The sequence below is a fragment of the Cytobacillus solani genome, from assembly GCF_006704205.1.
GTDB classification, from domain to species: Bacteria; Bacillota; Bacilli; order Bacillales; family Cytobacillaceae; genus Cytobacillus; species Cytobacillus solani.
Genome location: NZ_CP041305.1, coordinates 336,024 through 354,880 on the forward strand (window position 1 = coordinate 336,024; position 18,857 = coordinate 354,880).

The 18,857-nt window shown below is 37.7% G+C and carries 17 protein-coding genes and 1 pseudogene; 2 read left to right on the forward strand and 16 right to left on the reverse strand.

Annotated elements, in window-relative coordinates; translation table 11 throughout:
- Positions 1-20: 20 nt before the first annotated feature.
- On the reverse strand, positions 21-1,409 hold the full coding sequence (gene pdxR / locus FI644_RS01705) for a MocR-like pyridoxine biosynthesis transcription factor PdxR (RefSeq protein ID WP_142107920.1): 1,389 nt from the start codon (positions 1,407-1,409) through the stop codon (positions 21-23).
- A gap of 129 nt (positions 1,410-1,538) precedes the next feature.
- Between pdxR and FI644_RS01710 the strand changes: the two genes are divergently transcribed.
- Positions 1,539-2,465: a DMT family transporter gene (locus tag FI644_RS01710; RefSeq protein ID WP_056683340.1), complete on the forward strand. Its 927-nt coding sequence runs from the start codon at positions 1,539-1,541 to the stop codon at positions 2,463-2,465.
- Positions 2,466-2,512: 47 nt separating this feature from the next.
- Here FI644_RS01710 and FI644_RS01715 read toward each other — a convergent pair whose 3' ends face one another.
- The 4 genes from FI644_RS01715 to FI644_RS01730 all read right to left on the reverse strand — a co-directional run bounded on the left by FI644_RS01715 (position 2,513) and on the right by FI644_RS01730 (position 7,164).
- Positions 2,513-3,373: a YitT family protein gene (locus FI644_RS01715; protein WP_142107921.1), complete on the reverse strand. Its 861-nt coding sequence runs from the start codon at positions 3,371-3,373 to the stop codon at positions 2,513-2,515.
- Between the two features lie 577 nt (positions 3,374-3,950).
- Entirely contained in the window at positions 3,951-5,114 is a 1,164-nt protein-coding gene (locus FI644_RS01720; protein WP_142107922.1) for a DUF4317 domain-containing protein, read from the reverse strand.
- A 185-nt stretch (positions 5,115-5,299) separates the two neighbouring features.
- Positions 5,300-6,559 carry a mechanosensitive ion channel family protein gene (locus tag FI644_RS01725; RefSeq protein WP_142107923.1) on the reverse strand — a complete coding sequence of 420 codons (1,260 nt, stop codon included), beginning with the start codon at positions 6,557-6,559 and terminating at the stop codon, positions 5,300-5,302.
- A 26-nt stretch (positions 6,560-6,585) separates the two neighbouring features.
- A complete protein-coding gene (locus FI644_RS01730; RefSeq protein WP_142107924.1) occupies positions 6,586-7,164 on the reverse strand; it encodes a TetR/AcrR family transcriptional regulator in 579 nt (192 codons plus the stop codon).
- Between the two features lie 157 nt (positions 7,165-7,321).
- On the opposite strand from FI644_RS01730, the gene FI644_RS01735 reads away from it, so the two are divergent.
- A complete protein-coding gene (locus tag FI644_RS01735) occupies positions 7,322-8,083 on the forward strand; it encodes an SDR family oxidoreductase (RefSeq protein ID WP_142107925.1) in 762 nt (253 codons plus the stop codon).
- A gap of 1,006 nt (positions 8,084-9,089) precedes the next feature.
- Here FI644_RS01735 and FI644_RS01740 read toward each other — a convergent pair.
- From FI644_RS01740 to FI644_RS01790, 11 genes and pseudogenes are all read right to left on the reverse strand, one after another.
- A pseudogene (locus tag FI644_RS01740) lies at positions 9,090-9,795 on the reverse strand (DNA alkylation repair protein).
- Between the two features lie 119 nt (positions 9,796-9,914).
- Positions 9,915-10,310 (reverse strand): VOC family protein, encoded by a 396-nt coding sequence (locus FI644_RS01745; RefSeq protein WP_053475030.1) that lies wholly within the window; start codon positions 10,308-10,310, stop codon positions 9,915-9,917.
- Positions 10,311-10,438: 128 nt separating this feature from the next.
- Positions 10,439-10,894 carry an SRPBCC family protein gene (locus tag FI644_RS01750; RefSeq protein WP_056683327.1) on the reverse strand — a complete coding sequence of 152 codons (456 nt, stop codon included), beginning with the start codon at positions 10,892-10,894 and terminating at the stop codon, positions 10,439-10,441.
- 161 nt (positions 10,895-11,055) lie between these two features.
- Complete coding sequence (locus tag FI644_RS01755) at positions 11,056-12,228, reverse strand: macrolide family glycosyltransferase (RefSeq protein WP_056683324.1); 1,173 nt, start codon at positions 12,226-12,228, stop codon at positions 11,056-11,058.
- A 2-nt stretch (positions 12,229-12,230) separates the two neighbouring features.
- A complete protein-coding gene (locus FI644_RS01760) occupies positions 12,231-12,665 on the reverse strand; it encodes a helix-turn-helix transcriptional regulator (RefSeq protein WP_056683321.1) in 435 nt (144 codons plus the stop codon).
- Positions 12,666-12,888: 223 nt separating this feature from the next.
- Positions 12,889-13,485, reverse strand: a complete 597-nt coding sequence (locus tag FI644_RS01765; RefSeq protein ID WP_056683316.1) for a class I SAM-dependent methyltransferase — start codon at positions 13,483-13,485, stop codon at positions 12,889-12,891.
- 24 nt (positions 13,486-13,509) lie between these two features.
- A complete protein-coding gene (locus tag FI644_RS01770) occupies positions 13,510-14,916 on the reverse strand; it encodes a sensor histidine kinase (protein WP_142107926.1) in 1,407 nt (468 codons plus the stop codon).
- A 2-nt stretch (positions 14,917-14,918) separates the two neighbouring features.
- The gene (locus FI644_RS01775; RefSeq protein WP_053475024.1) at positions 14,919-15,626 is read right to left on the reverse strand and encodes a response regulator transcription factor; all 708 of its coding nucleotides are present in this window, start codon (positions 15,624-15,626) and stop codon (positions 14,919-14,921) included.
- Positions 15,627-15,698: 72 nt separating this feature from the next.
- Positions 15,699-16,061 carry a YxeA family protein gene (locus FI644_RS01780; protein WP_172797626.1) on the reverse strand — a complete coding sequence of 121 codons (363 nt, stop codon included), beginning with the start codon at positions 16,059-16,061 and terminating at the stop codon, positions 15,699-15,701.
- 16 nt (positions 16,062-16,077) lie between these two features.
- Positions 16,078-18,003 (reverse strand): ABC transporter permease, encoded by a 1,926-nt coding sequence (locus FI644_RS01785; RefSeq protein ID WP_053475022.1) that lies wholly within the window; start codon positions 18,001-18,003, stop codon positions 16,078-16,080.
- Positions 18,004-18,759, reverse strand: a complete 756-nt coding sequence (locus FI644_RS01790) for an ABC transporter ATP-binding protein (protein ID WP_053475021.1) — start codon at positions 18,757-18,759, stop codon at positions 18,004-18,006. It abuts the gene before it with no gap.
- Between the last annotated feature and the right edge of the window lie 98 nt (positions 18,760-18,857).

The following is an 18,857-nucleotide window of genomic DNA, read 5'->3' on the forward strand; positions in this document are numbered from 1 at the left end:
TTTTTAGTCTATGCTATCAATTAAAACCAAGCCTCCGCCAGCATTTTAACTGCATCATGTATTTCTGCTTCCGATAAAGACGCATAACCAAGTAAAACGGTTTTATTATCATGGCTTCCATAGGCGAATAGTGGATAAACCTTACTATGAAAGCGGCCTGCTTGGTCGATTAGTTCTTGCTCTGTCATGCCATTATTGACACGTACTAACACATGCAGACCGGAGTCCTGGCCAATAATCTCAGCTGAATCAGGAAACTGTTTCATAATTTCTGTCACAAGAATATCTCTCTTTTTATGATAGATCACTCTCATTTTGCTTATTTGCTTCTCCCAATGCCCCTCTTCTAAAAACCTTCTAAGAAGATCTTGATCCATTCGCGATACTGTTTGTGCATAGAAAAAATATTCATTTTGATATATTTCAATAAGCGGTTTGGGGAGAACCATATAGCTTACTCGAAGGGATGGCAGTAATGCCTTTGAAAAGGTGCCCATATAAACCACTTTTTCATTCGTATCCAAGCCTTGTAAAGCAGGAATAGGCTTACCAGAATAGCGAAATTCACTATCATAATCGTCTTCAATAATGTATCGGCCCTCTCCCATATTGGCCCAATGCAACAGCTGCATCCTTCTTGAGATCGGCATAATCATTCCGCATGGAAATTGATGTGATGGTGTAACAAACGCTATATTCGCTCCACTTTCTTCAAGACGTGAAACCATCATCCCCTCTTGGTCTAATGGAATCATCTTCACCCGTTCCCATTTTTCAAAAGCGACATGTCTGCGGTGATAGCCAGGATCTTCAACAGCAAATATTCCCTCTTGAAGCAGCTGAAACAACAAGCGAATTAAATATTGTGTACCCGCGCCGATAATCATTTGACTTGGCGAACAGCAAACCCCGCGTGATTCATACAGATACTTTGCAATGGCTTTCCGAAAATCATAGTCACCCTGTGGATGGCCAAGCTTTAACAAACGGTCGTTCTCCGAGCGCAATATATCATTCGTTAATTTGCGAAATACTCCAAATGGGAAAGAACGTGCATCTACACCAATTTGGGTAAAATCATATAAAAATTTTGGATCTTGATATGGTTTTTCCTTTATAAAATTGGCTGACTGCTGACCATTGCTATCCGCTAAATTCTGATCCAGCTCGCATACATAGTAGCCCTTCCGCGGAATGGATAGTAAATAACCCTCAGCTATTAGCTGCTCATAGGCGGCTTCAATTGTGTTCTGACTTAGCGATAAATGTGCGGCAAGTCTTCTTTTTGATGGAAGCTTTATATCCGGAGTTAAGTTGCCCATTTTAATTTCTTGTTTTATATAATCGTAAAGCTGAACATATAACGGCTTCTCACTTTGATTATCAAGCTTTGGTGTGATCTCTAGCATCAAAACTGACCCCTTCTAACTTTTAAAATCTGATCCTTAATGTAGTATCAGTTATTCTATATAATACCTCTATGCTTAGCATTTTCAATCATAACATTCATGCAATCGAGTATTTAGGAGGTAGGCATCATGAAAACATCACGCCGTCTTGGATTAATAATGATCATAATTGGAGCAGCATTATGGGGAATTTCTGGTCCGATCATTCAATGGCTTTTTCAGCAAACAACGATTACATCTATAGACTTTTTAATTATTAGACTTCTGCTAGCAGGAATCCTCATATTAGCTGTTTTATCTATTAGAAAACAAAGCATTTTCGCTATTTGGAAGGAACCACACCAATGGATACAGTTAGTCATTTTCGCAATCATCGGGATGTTAGGCGCGCAATATGCCTTTATTGAAACAGTAAGAATAAGCAATGCGGTTACTGCTACCTTGTTTCAATTTCTTGGTCCAGTGCTGATTACCGTCTACGTTGCTGTCCAATATAAGAAGCTCCCATCTTTAATTCAATTGATCTCAATCATTATTGCGCTTTCAGGAATCTTTTTTCTTATTACAAACGGATCGATCGAAAATATTATTCTAACAAAGATCGCCGTCATCTTTGGCTTACTGACTGCGATTGGATTCACTTTTTATACGCTTCAGCCTGCTTCATTAATAAAAAAATGGGGATCGCCACTCATTGTTGGCTGGGGGATGCTGCTTGCGGGCATTGCTTTACTTTTATTTAATCGGCCATTTAGCTTCCAGGCCATTGCCAATACACTAACATTCGAAACCTCCACTATGCTATTTCTGGCCATACTCAGTGGAACTCTTTCATTTGTACTTTATATCGGGAGTTTAAAGCATTTAAGTCCTATGGAGACAAGCCTTCTATCAAGCATCGAGCCGCTTGTTGCCGTTATCGTTTCTATCACTTGGCTAAACGAATCATTTGGCGGCTACCAGCTGATTGGCGGGGCGCTTATTGTCGCAGCAGTTGTTGCTTTGAGTTTGCCGGAGAAGGAATTGGAGACTGTTGCGAGAGAAAGAGTTTCATAACATGATAAAAGCTGACACAATGAGTGTCAGCTTTTTTATACTCGAAATTACCCATTACTTTTTGATAAGGAAAACCCTCGTCCAAGAATTTCGGAAGCGTTAAGAAAGACAACAAATGAGGTAGGCTCTTGCTCCTGCAGCACCTTTTTTAAATAAATCGCTTCCTCCTGCTCAACCACACAAAGGATCAGTGTTTTTTCCTTGTTGGAGAAGCCTCCGATCGAGCGTACCTTCGTTAGTCCCCGATCAATTTCATCTTTAATAATCGTTTGGATCTGCTCTTCCTGCTCAGTAATAATAAGCACAAGCTTTGACGGAGAGGTTTGCAGCTGCACAAAGTCAATCACTTTGCTAGTCACATAAATCGCCATCATCGCATATAAAGCTAATTCTAAATTAAACACCAATGCAGAGGCTACGACAACAAATCCATCAACAATTAATTGGGAATAGCCGCTGGAGAATCCCGTATACTTTTTAACAATCTGTGCGACCGTTGCCAGGCCTCCAGTAGAGCCTTTTCCACGATAAACAATTCCAAGTCCAACCCCTAAGAGGATTCCTCCATAAATCGCAGCTAGAAGCGGATTATCAATGGTAAAAGGAATATCGGCACTAACCCATATCGTAAACGGAACAAAAAAGGTCCCTACTAATGTTTTAATGCTAAAATCCTTCCCAAGGAGGATGAGTCCAGCAAAAAACAGCGGAATATTAATCAACCATTGAACGTAAGCGGGATTAAACTGATAAAGCTCATACAGAATTGTACTAATTCCTGACACACCACCCGCCGCAAGTCTCGCTGGCAATAGAAATATATTATAAGATAAACCAACTAAAATCGAACCAATAACAATAAAAATGTATTCCTTCAGTAACTTCGTCTGAGTTGTTTGTTTATTCATTTATTCCGTTTCCTTTCTTTAATATATAACCTTGGCATTTTAACATACAATCAGGTGAAAAATCATTAAAATATTTATTGAAAACTTATAGGGACCGGATGTTACAATTGTTGGTAATTTCGGGTTCGTATATAATTAATAGAGATTGGATATTACATTTATTGGAATAAACGGGTTCATATATGATTAATAGTGATCAGATGTTACATTTATTGGAAAAATCGGGTTCCTATATGATTAATAGAGATCAAATGTAACATTTATTGGAAAAATCGGGTTCATATATGATTTTTAGAGACCAAATATTACATTTATTAGAAATTTCAAGGTTATATATGATTAATAAAGACCAGATGTTACATTTATTGGAATAACCAGTCACACAAACTAAAGTTAGAGCCCGTTTTTACCGATAAAAGGAAAAATTGGTTTCGTAAAAACAATCATTAGCATCGGCAAGCTAATATCGGTCTGGGTCATTTCAATGCGGGGGTTATTACTAGATTTGTTCTTTAAATCAGACTGATACAAGAAAAGGAGATAGCCATTTCAGTGAATGGCTATCTCTTTTTCCATTTTATTGATGATTAGACATGTTGGGCAAGCGGAAGCCTTCAACGACAACATCTTCATCCACTTCTAATAGCAGACATCTTTTTCCTTCATAGGTAATGTATTTTACATTTTTCAGTTCTTTCGGGTGGATGGATACGTCGGCAATCTTTGTGTTGATCTTAATTGATTTCGGGATGACACTGCTCGCTTTGATTTCATGATTGACATCATAAACAACACTTTTGAATGCATGTTCAACTTTGGCGGTATCGACATCTTCCACACCACTTACCTCTAAGATGCGTTCAATGTCCCGAGAATCGAGTTTAGGAGGTTCACTTTCTTCATTTTCTATACTCTCCTGTACCATCTTATCAATCTCTTCATACACATTAGAAATGACATTGGTAGCGACTTCTTCCCCTGCTACCAGTTTTACAATTTGTTCAAAGCTATCCTTCTCTTCTATTGCCGTAATAATGTCTTCACAATGGAGGACTTCTTCGATAAACATCGTATCTGGCTGATTCGCTTTTCCTCCATAATAGAGAATATGATTGACGTCAGCCGCATTATCATTAAAGGCCGGAAACATAAAGCCTGTTAACGGAGCAGTTAAATTGATAATCGGGTCGACTGCGTTATTTGATTTGAATTCCTTCTCGATATAATCAAATAGCAGCGCTTTTTTCGGCTGATCGGTTTTATTGAGCGTGCAGAGGGTAAATTCATTGGAATATACCTCATCGTCTCCGCCTTCTTCAGATTCCAGGTCGCGTTTTCTGGTTGCCTTTTGATATTCTCCCCGTATAAAGGTAACCACTGTATCGAATTCATAAACGGCATGAGCAAACATTTTCTGCACGATTCTCAGCATGCTCTCCATCCAATCTTCCGAATCTGCCCGCAATCCATTGTAGAGAATCATTTGCGTGCTATCTTCCACATCTCTTCTAAATTTCAATTCAAACAGCTTCGCATCAAGACTTCCTGTCAAAACCTTTTTAAAGTTGGTTAAAAATAATTCCTGTGCTTCCTGCTCCAGCATTTGAAACGGCTGGCTGACTTGATGGTAAATCTCACCTGATTCTTTCTTTATATACACATTAAATATTTCTCGGATATTCATATATCGATTGTTTAATTTAAATTGTTTTCGGACGTTTGCAATGTCTTTTTTATTCATCTGTCTCATCTCCCATTCCTGATTATACTGTTCAGACAAAAAAATAGTAATACTTGATATTTTACCAACTTTAATACCAAGTAGGGATTTCATATTTTTCATGAACATTTCTGATCTTCACAAACAAAAAGAACACTCATAAATACAAGATCCATGAGTGTTTTTACGATTTTTAAATCATTTTTTCAATGTGCTCTTTCTCCATCCCGTCTTGGTTCATCCATCATTGTTCTTAAATCATTCCCAGATGGATTCTGGAATAAGCGAAGCCCAAATTCTGGTGCGACTGCAAAGAGATGATCGAAGATATCAGCCTGAACGGATTCGTATATTGCCCATCTGACATCATTTGAAAAAGCATATATTTCTAATGGCAACCCGTGTTCTGTTGGAGCAAGCTGTCTAACCATTAAAGTCATGTCTTGATTGATTCCGGGATGTTTTTGCAGGTAATGGTTAATATACACGCGAAAAACACCTATATTCGTAAGAGCCCTTCCATTCACTGGATTGCTTCGGTTAATTCCGTGCTTCGTATTGTGCTCAACAATTTCATGTTCTCTATTGATCATATAGTCCGAAAGATAGTGGATGCTTTTAAACTTTTCAATCATCTCGTCAGTACAAAATGCAATACTATTTTTATCGATAAATAAAGAGCGCTTAATTCTGCGTCCACCAGAGGTTTGCATCCCTCTCCAATTGATAAAAGAATCAGAGATTAAAGCATAGCTTGGAATCATTGTAATCGTCTTATCCCAATTTTGCACCTGTACGGTATTTAAGGAAATATCAATCACATCGCCATCTGCTCCATATTTCGGCATTTGAATCCAGTCCCCAACCCGTACCATATCATTAGATGACAGCTGGATCCCAGCAACAAGACCTAATAACGAATCTTTAAAAACTAGCATGAGTACAGCTGAGAGAGCCCCAATCCCGCTTAAAAGGATAATCGGACTTTCCCCCATCATGTTTGCAATTATCACAATCACGCCAAGTGTTATAACGATAATTTTAACGACCTGAATATATCCCTTTATCGGTCTTGTCTTAGATATTTCATAGGTTTGATAAATATCAGTAATCGCATTTAATAAGCTATTCATAATCATTAGTCCCACAATGATTAAATACGTAATTGCACCCTTTTCTATCAAATGCTGAAAGTACTGAAAGGTAGAAGAAAAGTAGTAAATAATCATCGCTGGAACAATATGGGATAATTTATGAAAAACCTTTCGATCCAAAAGGATATTGTCCCATTGGTACTTGTTATTATTCACGATATGAGTGATGATTCTAATGACGATCTTTTTTGTGATAAAATTCGCGGCAATACAGATAATCGCGATAAAAAGAATCATAATAATAGTTGAAAGATACTTAACTACCGTAGGATTCAAATCATATTCTGACAGCCATTCACTAATAAACTCCATATGATCCTCCAATATATAAAAGTGGTTTACTGCATTTTACGGACGGGGCTATTGATCGACAAGATGGTGATAAGGTGCTGATTCAGCTCATGGATCGATGTTTCGTATCCATGACGGTGCCATTCAATTAAGATGCCAAGGATCGCGTTGGTCTGATAACTAATGAGATAATCTAGCTGGATGCTGTGATCTAATTCGAAATGTTTTTCTATCGATTCCTTCATAAATGAACGGACCGTATCAAATAGAAGATAATAATACATCATCGGAATGCGCTCATCAAATATTATTTGATAAAAATCTTTATATTTCTTCACATGATGAAATATTTTAATCATATCTGCTTCAAGATTCTGGATATGATAATTCGTTTTATAATAAGGTTCTTCGTACGATTGCTTTAAATCCTCGACAATAACCTCTAAGTATTCACGAAACACTTCATGGACCTCTTTATAGTGCAAATAAAACGTTCCGCGGTTAATCGTAGCTTCCCGGCACAATTCAGCGATTGTGATCGTTTCTAATGGCTTCTGTTTCAATAATGCCAATAACGCATGGCGTAAACTATCCTTAGTCTTAATTATTCGAAGGTCCTGCTTCAATTTTTTTCACCCCATATTGAACACTAATTGAAATAAACGTCTATTACTCAACATTACTCAGATTTTCTGTCGATTGTACTGCATTACCTTCTCTAGTATAATTTTTATTGTACAGGTGTTCAATATATATTCTTTTATACTAGTGGAGGGATATGGGATGAAATTAAAAGACAAAGTAGCAATCGTAACAGGCGCAGCTTCAGGTATGGGGAAAGCCATCGCAGAATTATATGCGAGTGAAGGGGCAAAAGTAATCGTTTCCGACCTTAATCTGGAAGGTGCTAAAGCAGTCGTTAAATGGATTACAGAAAAAGGCGGAACTGCCAAGGCAGTTCAAGTCAATGTGGCAAAACAAGTGGACATTGATCATATGATTGATACAACTGTTAGCGAGTACGGAACATTGGATATTTTAGTAAATAACGCGGGGATAATGGATGGTTTTGAACCAGTTGCTGATATTCTTGATGAACGCTGGGATTTAATTTTTGATATTAATACTAAAGGCGTTATGAGAGCGATGCGCAAAGCACTTCCCATCTTCTTAGAAAAAGAAAGTGGAGTGATCATTAATACCGCTTCAACTGGTGGATTAAATGGAGCTCATGCAGGTGCAACATATGGAGCATCCAAGCATGCAGTCATTGGTCTTACGAAAAATACCGGTTATATGTATGCAAATAAAGGCATCCGCTGTAATGCCATTGCCCCCGGCGGTGTAGCAACGAATATCGCTTCTTCGATGCAGAACTTTAATCAATTCGGTATGGAGCGTACGAAAGCAGTACAGGGAGTAATGCCAAGAATCGGACAGCCTGAAGAAATCGCACAAGTCGCGCTTTTCTTAGCTTCTGATGATTCAAGCTTCGTAAATGGCACTGTTATTACCGCTGACGGCGGCTGGACAGCAGCATTCTAATAAAATCCTAAAACTAAATTTCGTTTTTTATAATAACGGGTTACTTTATTTAAATGGAAAAAGAGAAACACACGATATTTCTTATATGAAATATCATGTGTTTTTTTATTGTTTTAGCAAGGGGTGATGTGCATTTTTTCGTTGTTTAAATTTGAAAGGATGGAATTATTTAATGTGCGGTAGATGAATTTTGCTGTGATATGAATTTGACAGAAGAACTACCTATAATGTGAATTTTTTTGGATAAATGATGGTTTTATTCGGATAGGGCTTACTGAAAATCGACTGGGCTTGTCCGAACTCGAGCATTATTCGGACAAAGTTTGCTGAAAATCAACTATGCTTGTCCGAATTCGACGGCTATTCGGACAAGGATTGCTTAAAATCATCTGGGTTTGTCCGAACTTGAGGGCTATTCAGACTAGGATTGCTGTAAATCGACTGGGCTTGTACGAACTCGAGCACTGTTCGGACTAGGATTGCTCAAAATCACCTGGACTTGTCCGAACTTGAAGGCTATTCGGACTGGGATTGCTTAAAATCAGCTGGGCTTGTCCGAACTTGAGGGCTATTCAGACTTGGATTGCTGTAAATCGACTGGGCTTGTCCGAACTCGAGCATTATTCGGACAGAGTTTGCTGAAAATCAACTAGGCATGTCCGAATTCGACGGCTATTCGGACAAGGCTTGCTCAAAATCACCTGGGCTTGTCCGAACTCGAGCATTATTCGGACAAAGTTTGCTGAAAATCAACTATGCTTGTCCGAACTGGACGGCTATTCGGACAAGCATTGCTCAAAATTACCTGGACTTGTCCGAACTCGCGGGCTATTCAGACTAGGCTTGCTTAAAATCGCCTGTGCTCGTCCGAATTCCACGGCTATTCGAATAGGAATAACATGGAACTACCTCTAACAAACTTTCCAAAAACAGAAAAAAAGATTGCACGGAGTTTACTTTTAACCATTCTTTATGTGTATTATTACTACGTTCACTTAGGGAGATATCAACAAATACATGTTTTCCGCTTCATACCTATTCTATTCTTCTCTTCTACTTTCTTAATATAATCTGAAGCGAGTGGGACCTTACAAGCGGTATTTCCAACATCAACATGCACCTTGCCGATATATTCTGCGACTTGCTTTGCTTCCTCCTTTAATTCAGCCACATAGGTGCCGACAGATATAACAAAGCCGTTCATCACATATCGGACCCGATTACGCTCATTATGTATCGTACTTTTCACTTGATTTAGCAGCATTCTTATTTCAGGTATATCCAATTTTTCATCAGGGGTAATGGATAGGTAGTTAGCATATGTACTCCAGCCACAAACCGCTATCATCTCTTCCTCAGATTTCATCCATTCCCTCGCTAATTCGAGGGCATAGTCGCTTTCTGCCGCCACTTGCGCAACTGTATATTCCGCAGCCAAATACCAGTAGGCTTTCTTTGCCCAATCCTGTAAAGTCTCCTTAGAGATAATCTTTGGATTAACCGACACCTGCCAAATACATTGCATCATGATTATCAGAATCATATAACTTTAATGCTAATTCATGATCCTTCTTTACAAATTTGACCAATTTCTTCATATCCCCTATTTTTACGCCAAAATGTGGCTCCCTCACACCATGATTTTTATAAATTTGCTTCGTTTGCTCAGAGCCTAATTCTTCAAGTTTCTGCATAATTTCTTCATATGTCATTTGATCCAACCCCTCATAATATGAATATTTTCACTTAGATTATATATTTTTGAAATTTAAAAAGGCACTTTTCCTATTAAAAGAAAAGCACCCCATTATTTAAAGATAGCTGGCTAATCCTACTTAGCGTTCTCATCTGGCTGATGAATTCCAAATACATTTCCTTCTGTATCCATATAGTATCCCTGCCAAGCCATCCCAGGCAGCGCATGTTTTGGCAGTGCCACCGTGCCTCCGCTGCTCATGATTTTCGCTTCAATCGCATCGTAATCTTCTACTCCCATTGTACAAGCATAGCCATTCATCGCTTGACCAGGCTCCGGGGGTGGGCTTTGACGCTGCATCAATGCGCCATTAATTCCAAGCTCACTTGCATCGCCAGTTACAGCTCCGAAATATGGCATTCCCGCATAGTCGCTCCAATCTTCAAAGGTCCAGCCAAATACATCCCCATAAAACTTCTTCGCCCGTTCCATATCATCCACATGAATTTCGAAATGAATTAATCTTCCCATGTTTACCTCCTTTTTTTTCTGAAAATAATTTCTCTTATATATTCAACCTGTATAAGCAGAACACCTTTTTCATTATTGCAAAACATTGGAAAAGTTATTCATTTTACAGCCGCGGTTTTAGAAAATATTCACTCATTTTCCATATAGCTTATTAGCCCGTCCAAATCTTTCGCACATGCTTTTTTAAAGGTTCCAGCCATCATTTTTCCAAAAATTTTCGTCAAACCGGTAAGTCCCCTTATTTCTCCATTCAGAGTAATCACTGTATGATCATCCTCTGAAGCGATTATGTATGTGAACACAAATTCTCCTTTTCCTGTTGTTCCTTTCGTTCCATCACAGCGGAGCACAATTTTCTTGGGTTCCGTAAGTTCAACTACCTCAAAATGTTCAGTAGCTTCTTTTCCAAACATCTTTCTCGTTTCCATCCACTGACTTCCTGCCTGCATTGGCCCCTCATCTAATCGCTCTATTCTTACTAATCCTTGCATCCAGCGTTTTGCCGAATCAAGATCAAGCAGACCTGTATAGGCTGTTTGTTTGGATACCTTCGTCGTTCTTTTCACTTCAAAATGAATGCTCAAGCCCAATCGCTCCTCGTAAAACTTTTTTAAAAGTATATCATACAATGATACTTGTATTTTTAATTATAGACAGAATTATCAAATAAAATATAACAGATTCCATTAAATTAAAAAATAACACATGATCTCATCAAAATGATTGGAATCATGTGCTCGTTTTTTCATTTTATCTTATCCAATATAACATTAGCTGCCTCTACAGCTCCACCGGCATTCCTGAAGTCTTCAGAGAGATCTCGGGCGTTTTCTAAATAGGTTCCATTGGCCAGTACTGCTGATACAGCTTTCTCCAGATGCTTTGGCTGTTTTCCTTTTAATTTTATACCCGCACCAAGTTCAGCGACACGTTCAGCCACTGCCCTTTGCTCGCTATGCAACGGAAATAATACCATTGGAACGCCATAATACAGACTTTCATTCACACTATTCATTCCGCAATGTGTAATAAATACATCTGCCTTCTGTAATATTCCTAGCTGGTCTACTCTGTTTTGAACGGTAAAATTGTCTGGTAGACGGCCAAGAGAATCAATCTCCGTTTTGTCACCAACCGACATTAGAATATCATACCTATTGTCCGCAAATGCATGGATGCAATTTTGGTAAAAGTCCTTATTTTGATTAAGTACCGTTCCTAATGAAATATAGATGAACTTCCTGCCTTCCCTTCCTTCGAATGCCTCAGAAGACTGCCGGATGGAAGGGCCGACGAAGGAATATCTGTCGGAAAATGTTTCGGCCATCGGCTGGAATTTTTTTGATGTATAAACAATGGTGTCTGTTTCATTGTCATTTTGAATAATCGAAATAAAGTTCTCTACTTCATACCCGTGGGACCGCAGCAGCTCTAACTTCTTATTAATTCTTGGCATTCCAGTTATCATGCCCAATATTTCCTTTATACTGCGTTTCATCAGCTTGGCTGTATGGCGATTAAATGCAAAGGTAGTTGTTGAACAAATGTAGGGGATTCCTAATTTCTTAGCAAACAACTTCCCCCAAAAGCATAAAGAATCCGATACAATGCAATCCGGCTGAATATCTCTTAATTCCGTACATACTTTTTCATCTAAAGCAATGGTCGTATCGACAATCATTTCAATCAATGCCGCAAAATCTTTTCCAGCTTTGCGATCCAATTCCTCTTGTGAAATCGGGGGGAGGAATTCATCACAGGGAATAAACTTGGCACCGAGACCTTCAATTTTTCCTTTAAACTCTAAAAAAGAGTAGTACCAAACATCATGCCCTCTATTTACAAGCTCAGCTACTACCGGTAAGGTCGGATTCGTATGCCCGTGTGCAGGGATCGAAAAGAATACAATTTTAATCATTCCTATTCATCCTCCGCTGCTTCTGCCTTACGGATCAAATCTGCAAACTCCAGGAAACTATCTGTTTTTAAGATAGCTATTCCTTTTGTTGCGTCTTCCCCTAAAACAACAAGCTTATCGCCAGCATGAATCTGATACATATCCCGCGCTTGCTTTGGAATAACGATCTGCCCGCGCTCGCCTACCTTCACAACACCGAAAAACTGTTTCCCTTTCGGACCAAGATGCTCTACCTCTTCTTCACTCATACTGCCGGATAATTGATCCAATGTTACTTGAAAGAGTTCGGCTAACATTTTACATTTATGAATATCAGGCAACGCCTCTTCATTCTCCCACTTTGCAACAGTCTGACGAGAAACATTTACCCGCTCAGCTAATTGTTCCTGGCTCATTTTATTTTTCTTACGCAACACACGAATATTCATACCAATCATATCTTCAACTCCTATATGATTAAATATAAGTGGGAGCTTGAATAAAGTCTATCAACATTCCACGTCATTTTATGTTAAAAATTGTGGCAAAAGATAGGATTAACTTGAATTATTAAAACTGCCACATACAAAAATAACCCCGTTCTTATTTTAGAACGAGGTCTTACATATGTGAATGGTTCTATTTTGAGATTCTACGCACTAAGAAATAAAAATTAAGAAATCACTTTATACTACTGGATATAAACATTGAGGCATCTTGATTCATAAAAATACGATTTCCCTGATAGAATGTCTTAATTTCTATTGATTTAAATCCAGCTTCTGATAGTCTTTTTTTCAGTTCTTCATGCGAAAAACCGTTATGGACTTTCGGATGATTTATTTTATCGTTTTTGTCAAAATCAATAATAATCAGCTTGCCGCCAATATTTAAAATGTTGAACAATTCTTGCAAGATTTTTTTAGTATCCGGAATATGAAGAAGAACTAGTGACATTAATACTATGTCTGCCTTAAGTTCAGGCGTTTCTTGAATAAAATCTGAATAAAGCACTTTTGAGTTAGTAATTCCTTTGTGAGAAATTTTAGCTTTCGCAACCTCCAACATTTGCTTTGATGAATCCACCATCAAAACAGAATCAACTAAATCTGATAATTCTAAACTAATTAGACCCGTGCCGCTCCCATAGTCTATTAAAGATTTTGATTTGCAATTTTGCAATTCTTCTCTTACAGCTTTGACTATAACTTGAGCTAGTTCCATTCTATCTTCTGTATCATATCTTTTTGCCATCTGTTCAAAAACGTTATTGTCCATATTTCACTCCCCTATTTATTTAATTTAAGTTTGAATTTCAATGGCTGTTCCGCAGCCAATTTCACTATGAATGGTAATTTGACCGTCATGGGCTTTTATAATGTCATGTGCTATGGCCATTCCAAGCCCTGATCCTTTATGAGCAGCCCCTGTATTTGTGCCTCGATAATACCGGTCAAAAATCCTTTCAAGTTCCTTCTCATTAATCCCCTTCCCATCATCTTTAATCAAAATATGTGTATGTTCTTTCCTTTCAATGCTTACTTCTACCTTTACTTGATCATTGTTATGAACAATCGCATTGAGAATCAAATTATTGATTGCCCGCCGGAAAAGAATTTCATCCACTTCTGCCATTATGTTCTCCTCGTTTACATGGAACTGGATATTTCGGTCGGTATATTTCGGATCATTCAATAGATCAATCACAATCTTCCGCAACAAAGCAACAATATTTACCTCTTTTTTATTTAACGATAGTTCTTTATTTTTTAATCTAGTTGATAAATTTAGATCTTCCATTACTTCTTTGATATAGAGAGACTTAGCTTCAATAATTCCTGCATATTCCCTTATTTCTTCCGAAGAAAAGTCATACTCCGGATCTTTGATCATTTCTGCATATCCTTGAATCGAGGACAGCGGAGTTTTGATGTCGTGAGAAATGTTGGCAATCCATTCCTCCTTCATTAAATCTAACTTTTTTCTTTCTCTTTCGCTGATCTTTAATTGGTCAGCTAAATGATTTAAATTATAGAATACATTTTTATATAAACCTCTTGATTCAGTATGGTGATTGAATTCATGATTGGCCAATTTTTTAATGCCGTCAATTAGCGTATGTAATGGCTGGGTAAGCCTTTTGCTAAAAAGGTAGCCAATCAATAGCGCGATTAAGATATCTATTAGTAAAATAACCATACCTATTTTAATGACTCTAAAAATATCCTGATTATTATAGGAGATAACTTGCCGACCTAAATTCCAATTTTCAATTCCAATCAAATAGCTGAACTGACGGCCATTTTGTTCCTTTTCCCCAACATAAACGACCGTAGTTGCGTTTACTTCTTTATATTTATACATTTGAATCATATCTGCTGGGGTATATTTTTTCTTCCTATTTGCAGGTGCTCCCAGGCTGTAAACCTCTTTGCCGTTTTCATCTAAAATTTGAATCCAGGCATCCTTTTTCACTAACTTGTTTTGTCCTTTTTCAGAAATGGCTACATCATGATTCAATGTGATAATTTCTTGTTGAAAATTTCTCGTGAATTCTTCCGGAGATATTTCTCGGTTTTGAAAAATTGGAACATCGAAAGCAATTTGTGCCGTAAGCAGCGCTAACCCAATGATAAGATTGATGAAAATAATCAGAACAACAACCAATACAACAGAAAATAAATACCTTCCCGTTAGCCTCCACTTCATCCCTATTCATCCTCTATAATCAGCTTATACCCTAAGCCTTTTACCGTCACTAGATATTGAGGATGAGAAGGCTGGTCCTCAATTCTTTCCCGAAGTCTACGGATATGAACCATGACTGTATTATCCATGCCGAAGAAGTCTTCTCCCCAGACAGTGTCGTAGAGCTGTTCTTTACTGATTACCTTGTTCTTGTTTTGAAGGAATACCTTCATTAACCCAAGTTCCTTTGGCTTCAATTCAATCACTTGCCCATTCTTTGTCAGCTGTGCCTTTTCCTCGTTTAATTCAAACGGGCCCGCTTTGAATTTTGTCTCTTTCTGCGGTTCAGCCTGCATGTATTCTGCCCGGCGCAAATGCGCTTTTACCCGATAAGCAACCTCTTTGGGGCTAAATGGCTTCGTAATGTAATCATCGCCGCCGATCGCAAAGCCCAATATCTTATCAATCTCCTCGTTTTTTGCTGATAAAAATAAAATAGGCACCTTGGAAATATTTCTGATTTGTTTGCAGACATCATAGCCTTCCCCATCCGGCAGCATAATATCTAGCAGCACAATGTCTGGATGATAGGTTTGAAATTGATTAAACCCATCTTTAGCAGTAGCTGCAGTTACCACATGATCGATTCCTTCCTTTTTTAACACCGTTTTGATCAGCCGTAAAATATCTTCTTCATCATCTATAATTAAAACCTTCTTGTTCGTTGACAAAATACTTACCTCCTTGCTTTCCTATTACATTATAGTAAAAAGGAATCCCCTTTCAAAAGGATTCCTTCATTATTACTTCGATAACTTCTCACTTGCTTTTTTAGGAAGTTCTTCCTTTTTCATTTCCTGATAGGAGGTAACCCCCTTACTATCTTTTACAAATAAAGATAAATACGCATTTTCACGAAGCTGTTTTTGAGCAGTAAAGGTCAATGTCTTTTGTCGGCCATCCTTGTCATATGCCGGAAGTTTATATTCATAGCTTACATACTTTCCCCCACTATCATCTTTACCTTCCAGCATCTTTCCTTGACCAATAATTTGAGTATAATATTGTTCTGCTCCCAGCCTATTAAAGTTTACATTTTGAAGAATAACCAATCCGCCAACTAAAATCACTGCGATAGCTGCAATCAATCCTATAAATTTTTTCATTATTTTCTCCTCTTTTCTATTTGATAATTATTTTGTAGTAGTTCCTTACTGTTAAAAAGTAATAAGCAATGTAAATACAAACATAAACGCCTATACAGATGAGAACAGGAGTCATCAAATTTGTTTGCATTAATTTAGATAACGCAGTTAAGGCCACTATTGAGTGGGAAACACCAGCTAGTAATGGCAAGGCAAAAATAAATAAGATCTGTTTTGAAATGGATTTTTTTACTTCCTTCTTATTCACACCAATTTTGTATAAGATCACATAACGGTCTTTATCCATAGTCGCCTCTGTCAGCTGTTTAAAATAAATAATGCTTCCTGTAGCAGCTAGGAATACTAATCCTAAAAAGCCGCCAATAAAAATGAGTAAACCTGATGCCTCCATTCCTCGCGCATAATCGGAATAAAAGCTTGAGAAATTTGCTTCCTCCGGCAACAAGGATTGAATCTCTTTCGTAACTGTTTTTGCATCCTCTTCATTTTTCAGTTTGTAAGCTTCCATGTTTACAAGGTCTGTTCTGCTTGCAAGCTTGGAAAATAACTCATCACTAATAACAACTGTCATACCAGCTGTTTGGAGATTGAGGACATTATATTTCTTCAATTCTTTAAAGGTAATATTCTCGCTGCTGTCATTTGCTTTTAACGAAATCGTTGCCCCAACATACTTCGGTGAAAAATCTTTGGAATAGCCGGCTTCTAGTACGGCTGCTTCATTTCCGTTTAATGATAGAGATTCATCTCTATTCTGCGATTTAGCTAATTGGTTAAAGGTTTTATTGTCGATAATGCTGTATTCCATTTCATCTGGATAAATCTTGCTATGAAGATTTGTAATATCGGCATCCATCATCATTGTTGGGACGGTCAAGTGATAGACAATTTTATGCACTTTGTCCCTTGATATACGCTCTTTGATCTGTTTAGATACATTTTTGTCTTTTGCTATAAACATTAGGCTATTAGGATTTGCTAGGTCAGCATTACTTCTGTTGTTATAGTAAAAACTATATGCCGCTCCAACCGCAGTTAATGTAGTTGCACTTAGTACAGCAATAATGGTTAATGTACGTGCATTACCCTTTATTCGGTAGAGAAGCTGGGATGTGCTGATTAAATTGATTCCATTCCAAAAATGAGGTTTATTTTTTCTTAATAGCTTTAATAAATAAACCGTTAATGTACTAAATAATAAATATGTTCCAAGAATTACTGTGACTAAGATGACGAGCGGGGTTATCAAAAAGCCTATTTTTCTCCACACTTCTGACTCCAGCATATTTTGCAGTGCAAGCCAGTATCCCACTCCAACTAACAGAACGGAGATCATCGCGGTGATGACAGAAGCCTTTGGTTCTTTTTCCCCTTCCTGCTCCGCTTTGAATAACTCAATTAACTTAAAGCGGTAAATTAAGCGATATCCGTGTATCGAAGTAATCGCCGTCATTACCGTGAATACGATAATGGTATTTACGATTGCTTGCGGGGAAATAGCAAAATTTCCAAGTGCATCATACCCCATGACCTTCATCAAAATGGTGACAAAAAACTTTGACAAAATGGAACCAAGGATAATCCCAATCAATAGAGCGATAATCCCCATAATAAAGTTTTCATAAAATAACATCCGCCCGATTTGCTTTTTACGAACGCCTAGCAAAGAGTAGAGTCCGACTTCTTTTTTGCGTTTCTTTGTAAAAAAAGAATTGGAATACCAGATAAATACAGCTACAAAAATCATGAGCACAACAGATGCACCATTAAAGACGGAGCTAATTTTGGTGGACGAATCAGTTGTTTCCTGTATTGCTTGATCATATTTTAAAGAAACAAAGGTAAAGTAAATAACAATACTAAAAATCATTGATCCGATATATAAAAAATAGTTGGTAAAGTTTTTTCGGATATTTTTCCTGGCGATGCTAAATAACGTCATTTAATGTCCACCCCCAAGTGAAGCAAGGACATCTAGTATTTTTTGAAAGAATTCCTGACGGGAATTTTGCATTTTTTGAATTTCCGCGTAGATTCCGCCATCTTTAATAAATAAAATTCGTTTACAGAAGCTTGCTGCAAAGGCATCATGTGTGACCATCATAATCGTTGAGTGATTCTGCTCATTAAGTGCTGTTAAGCTTTCTAGTAAATCAGCTGCGGATTTTGAATCCAAGGCTCCTGTAGGCTCGTCCGCCAATATAAGGCTCGGTTTCGTCACCATCGCCCTCGAAGCAGCTGTTCTTTGCTTCTGGCCCCCAGAGATATGATAGGGATATTTATCAAGTATTCCTTGAATTCCAAACGTATCTGCGATTTTCTCGACTCGGTTTTCTATTTCTTTTGCCGGCACTTTTGATAATGCCAGTGGCAGTAAGATGTTTTCCTTCACCGTTAAGGTATCAAGCAGATTATAATCTTGAAAAATAAAGCCGAGGTTGTTACGGCGAAAATCTGATAATTGCTCTTCCTTCATAGTGACAATATTTTGATCGGCAATAATAATTTCTCCTGAAGTTGGCGTATCAATGGTCGATAATATATTGAGTAATGTGGATTTACCAGCACCCGAAGGCCCCATAATGCCGATAAATTCTCCTTCTTTTATTTCTAAATCTATATCTTCCAATGCTTTATATTGATTTCCCTTCGAACCGTATACTTTTTGAACGTTTTTTGCACGTAAGATAGTTTTCATTGAAAAGTCCTCCTTTAATGACTACAATTCAGAGTATATTGGTCCAACCTTACATCGTTTTAATCTAAACCTTACATAAACCTTAAATATCGAGGGAG

Bases quoted from the DNA above. Each gene is read 5' to 3' on its own strand.
- FI644_RS01745 (WP_053475030.1), bottom strand. From the start codon at position 10,310: ATGGGAAGATTAATTCATTTCGAAATTCATGTGGATGATATGGAACGG.
- FI644_RS01770 (WP_142107926.1), bottom strand. From the start codon at position 14,916: ATGAAGTGGAGGCTAACGGGAAGGTATTTATTTTCTGTTGTATTGGTT.
- FI644_RS01735 (WP_142107925.1), top strand. From the start codon at position 7,322: ATGAAATTAAAAGACAAAGTAGCAATCGTAACAGGCGCAGCTTCAGGT.
- FI644_RS01715 (WP_142107921.1), bottom strand. From the start codon at position 3,373: ATGAATAAACAAACAACTCAGACGAAGTTACTGAAGGAATACATTTTT.
- FI644_RS01725 (WP_142107923.1), bottom strand. From the start codon at position 6,559: ATGGAGTTTATTAGTGAATGGCTGTCAGAATATGATTTGAATCCTACG.
- FI644_RS01790 (WP_053475021.1), bottom strand. From the start codon at position 18,759: ATGAAAACTATCTTACGTGCAAAAAACGTTCAAAAAGTATACGGTTCG.
- FI644_RS01720 (WP_142107922.1), bottom strand. From the start codon at position 5,114: ATGAATAAAAAAGACATTGCAAACGTCCGAAAACAATTTAAATTAAAC.
- FI644_RS01760 (WP_056683321.1), bottom strand. From the start codon at position 12,665: ATGATTGGTATGAATATTCGTGTGTTGCGTAAGAAAAATAAAATGAGC.
- FI644_RS01785 (WP_053475022.1), bottom strand. From the start codon at position 18,003: ATGACGTTATTTAGCATCGCCAGGAAAAATATCCGAAAAAACTTTACC.
- FI644_RS01765 (WP_056683316.1), bottom strand. From the start codon at position 13,485: ATGGACAATAACGTTTTTGAACAGATGGCAAAAAGATATGATACAGAA.
- FI644_RS01755 (WP_056683324.1), bottom strand. From the start codon at position 12,228: ATGATTAAAATTGTATTCTTTTCGATCCCTGCACACGGGCATACGAAT.
- FI644_RS01710 (WP_056683340.1), top strand. From the start codon at position 1,539: ATGAAAACATCACGCCGTCTTGGATTAATAATGATCATAATTGGAGCA.
- FI644_RS01780 (WP_172797626.1), bottom strand. From the start codon at position 16,061: ATGAAAAAATTTATAGGATTGATTGCAGCTATCGCAGTGATTTTAGTT.
- pdxR (WP_142107920.1), bottom strand. From the start codon at position 1,409: ATGCTAGAGATCACACCAAAGCTTGATAATCAAAGTGAGAAGCCGTTA.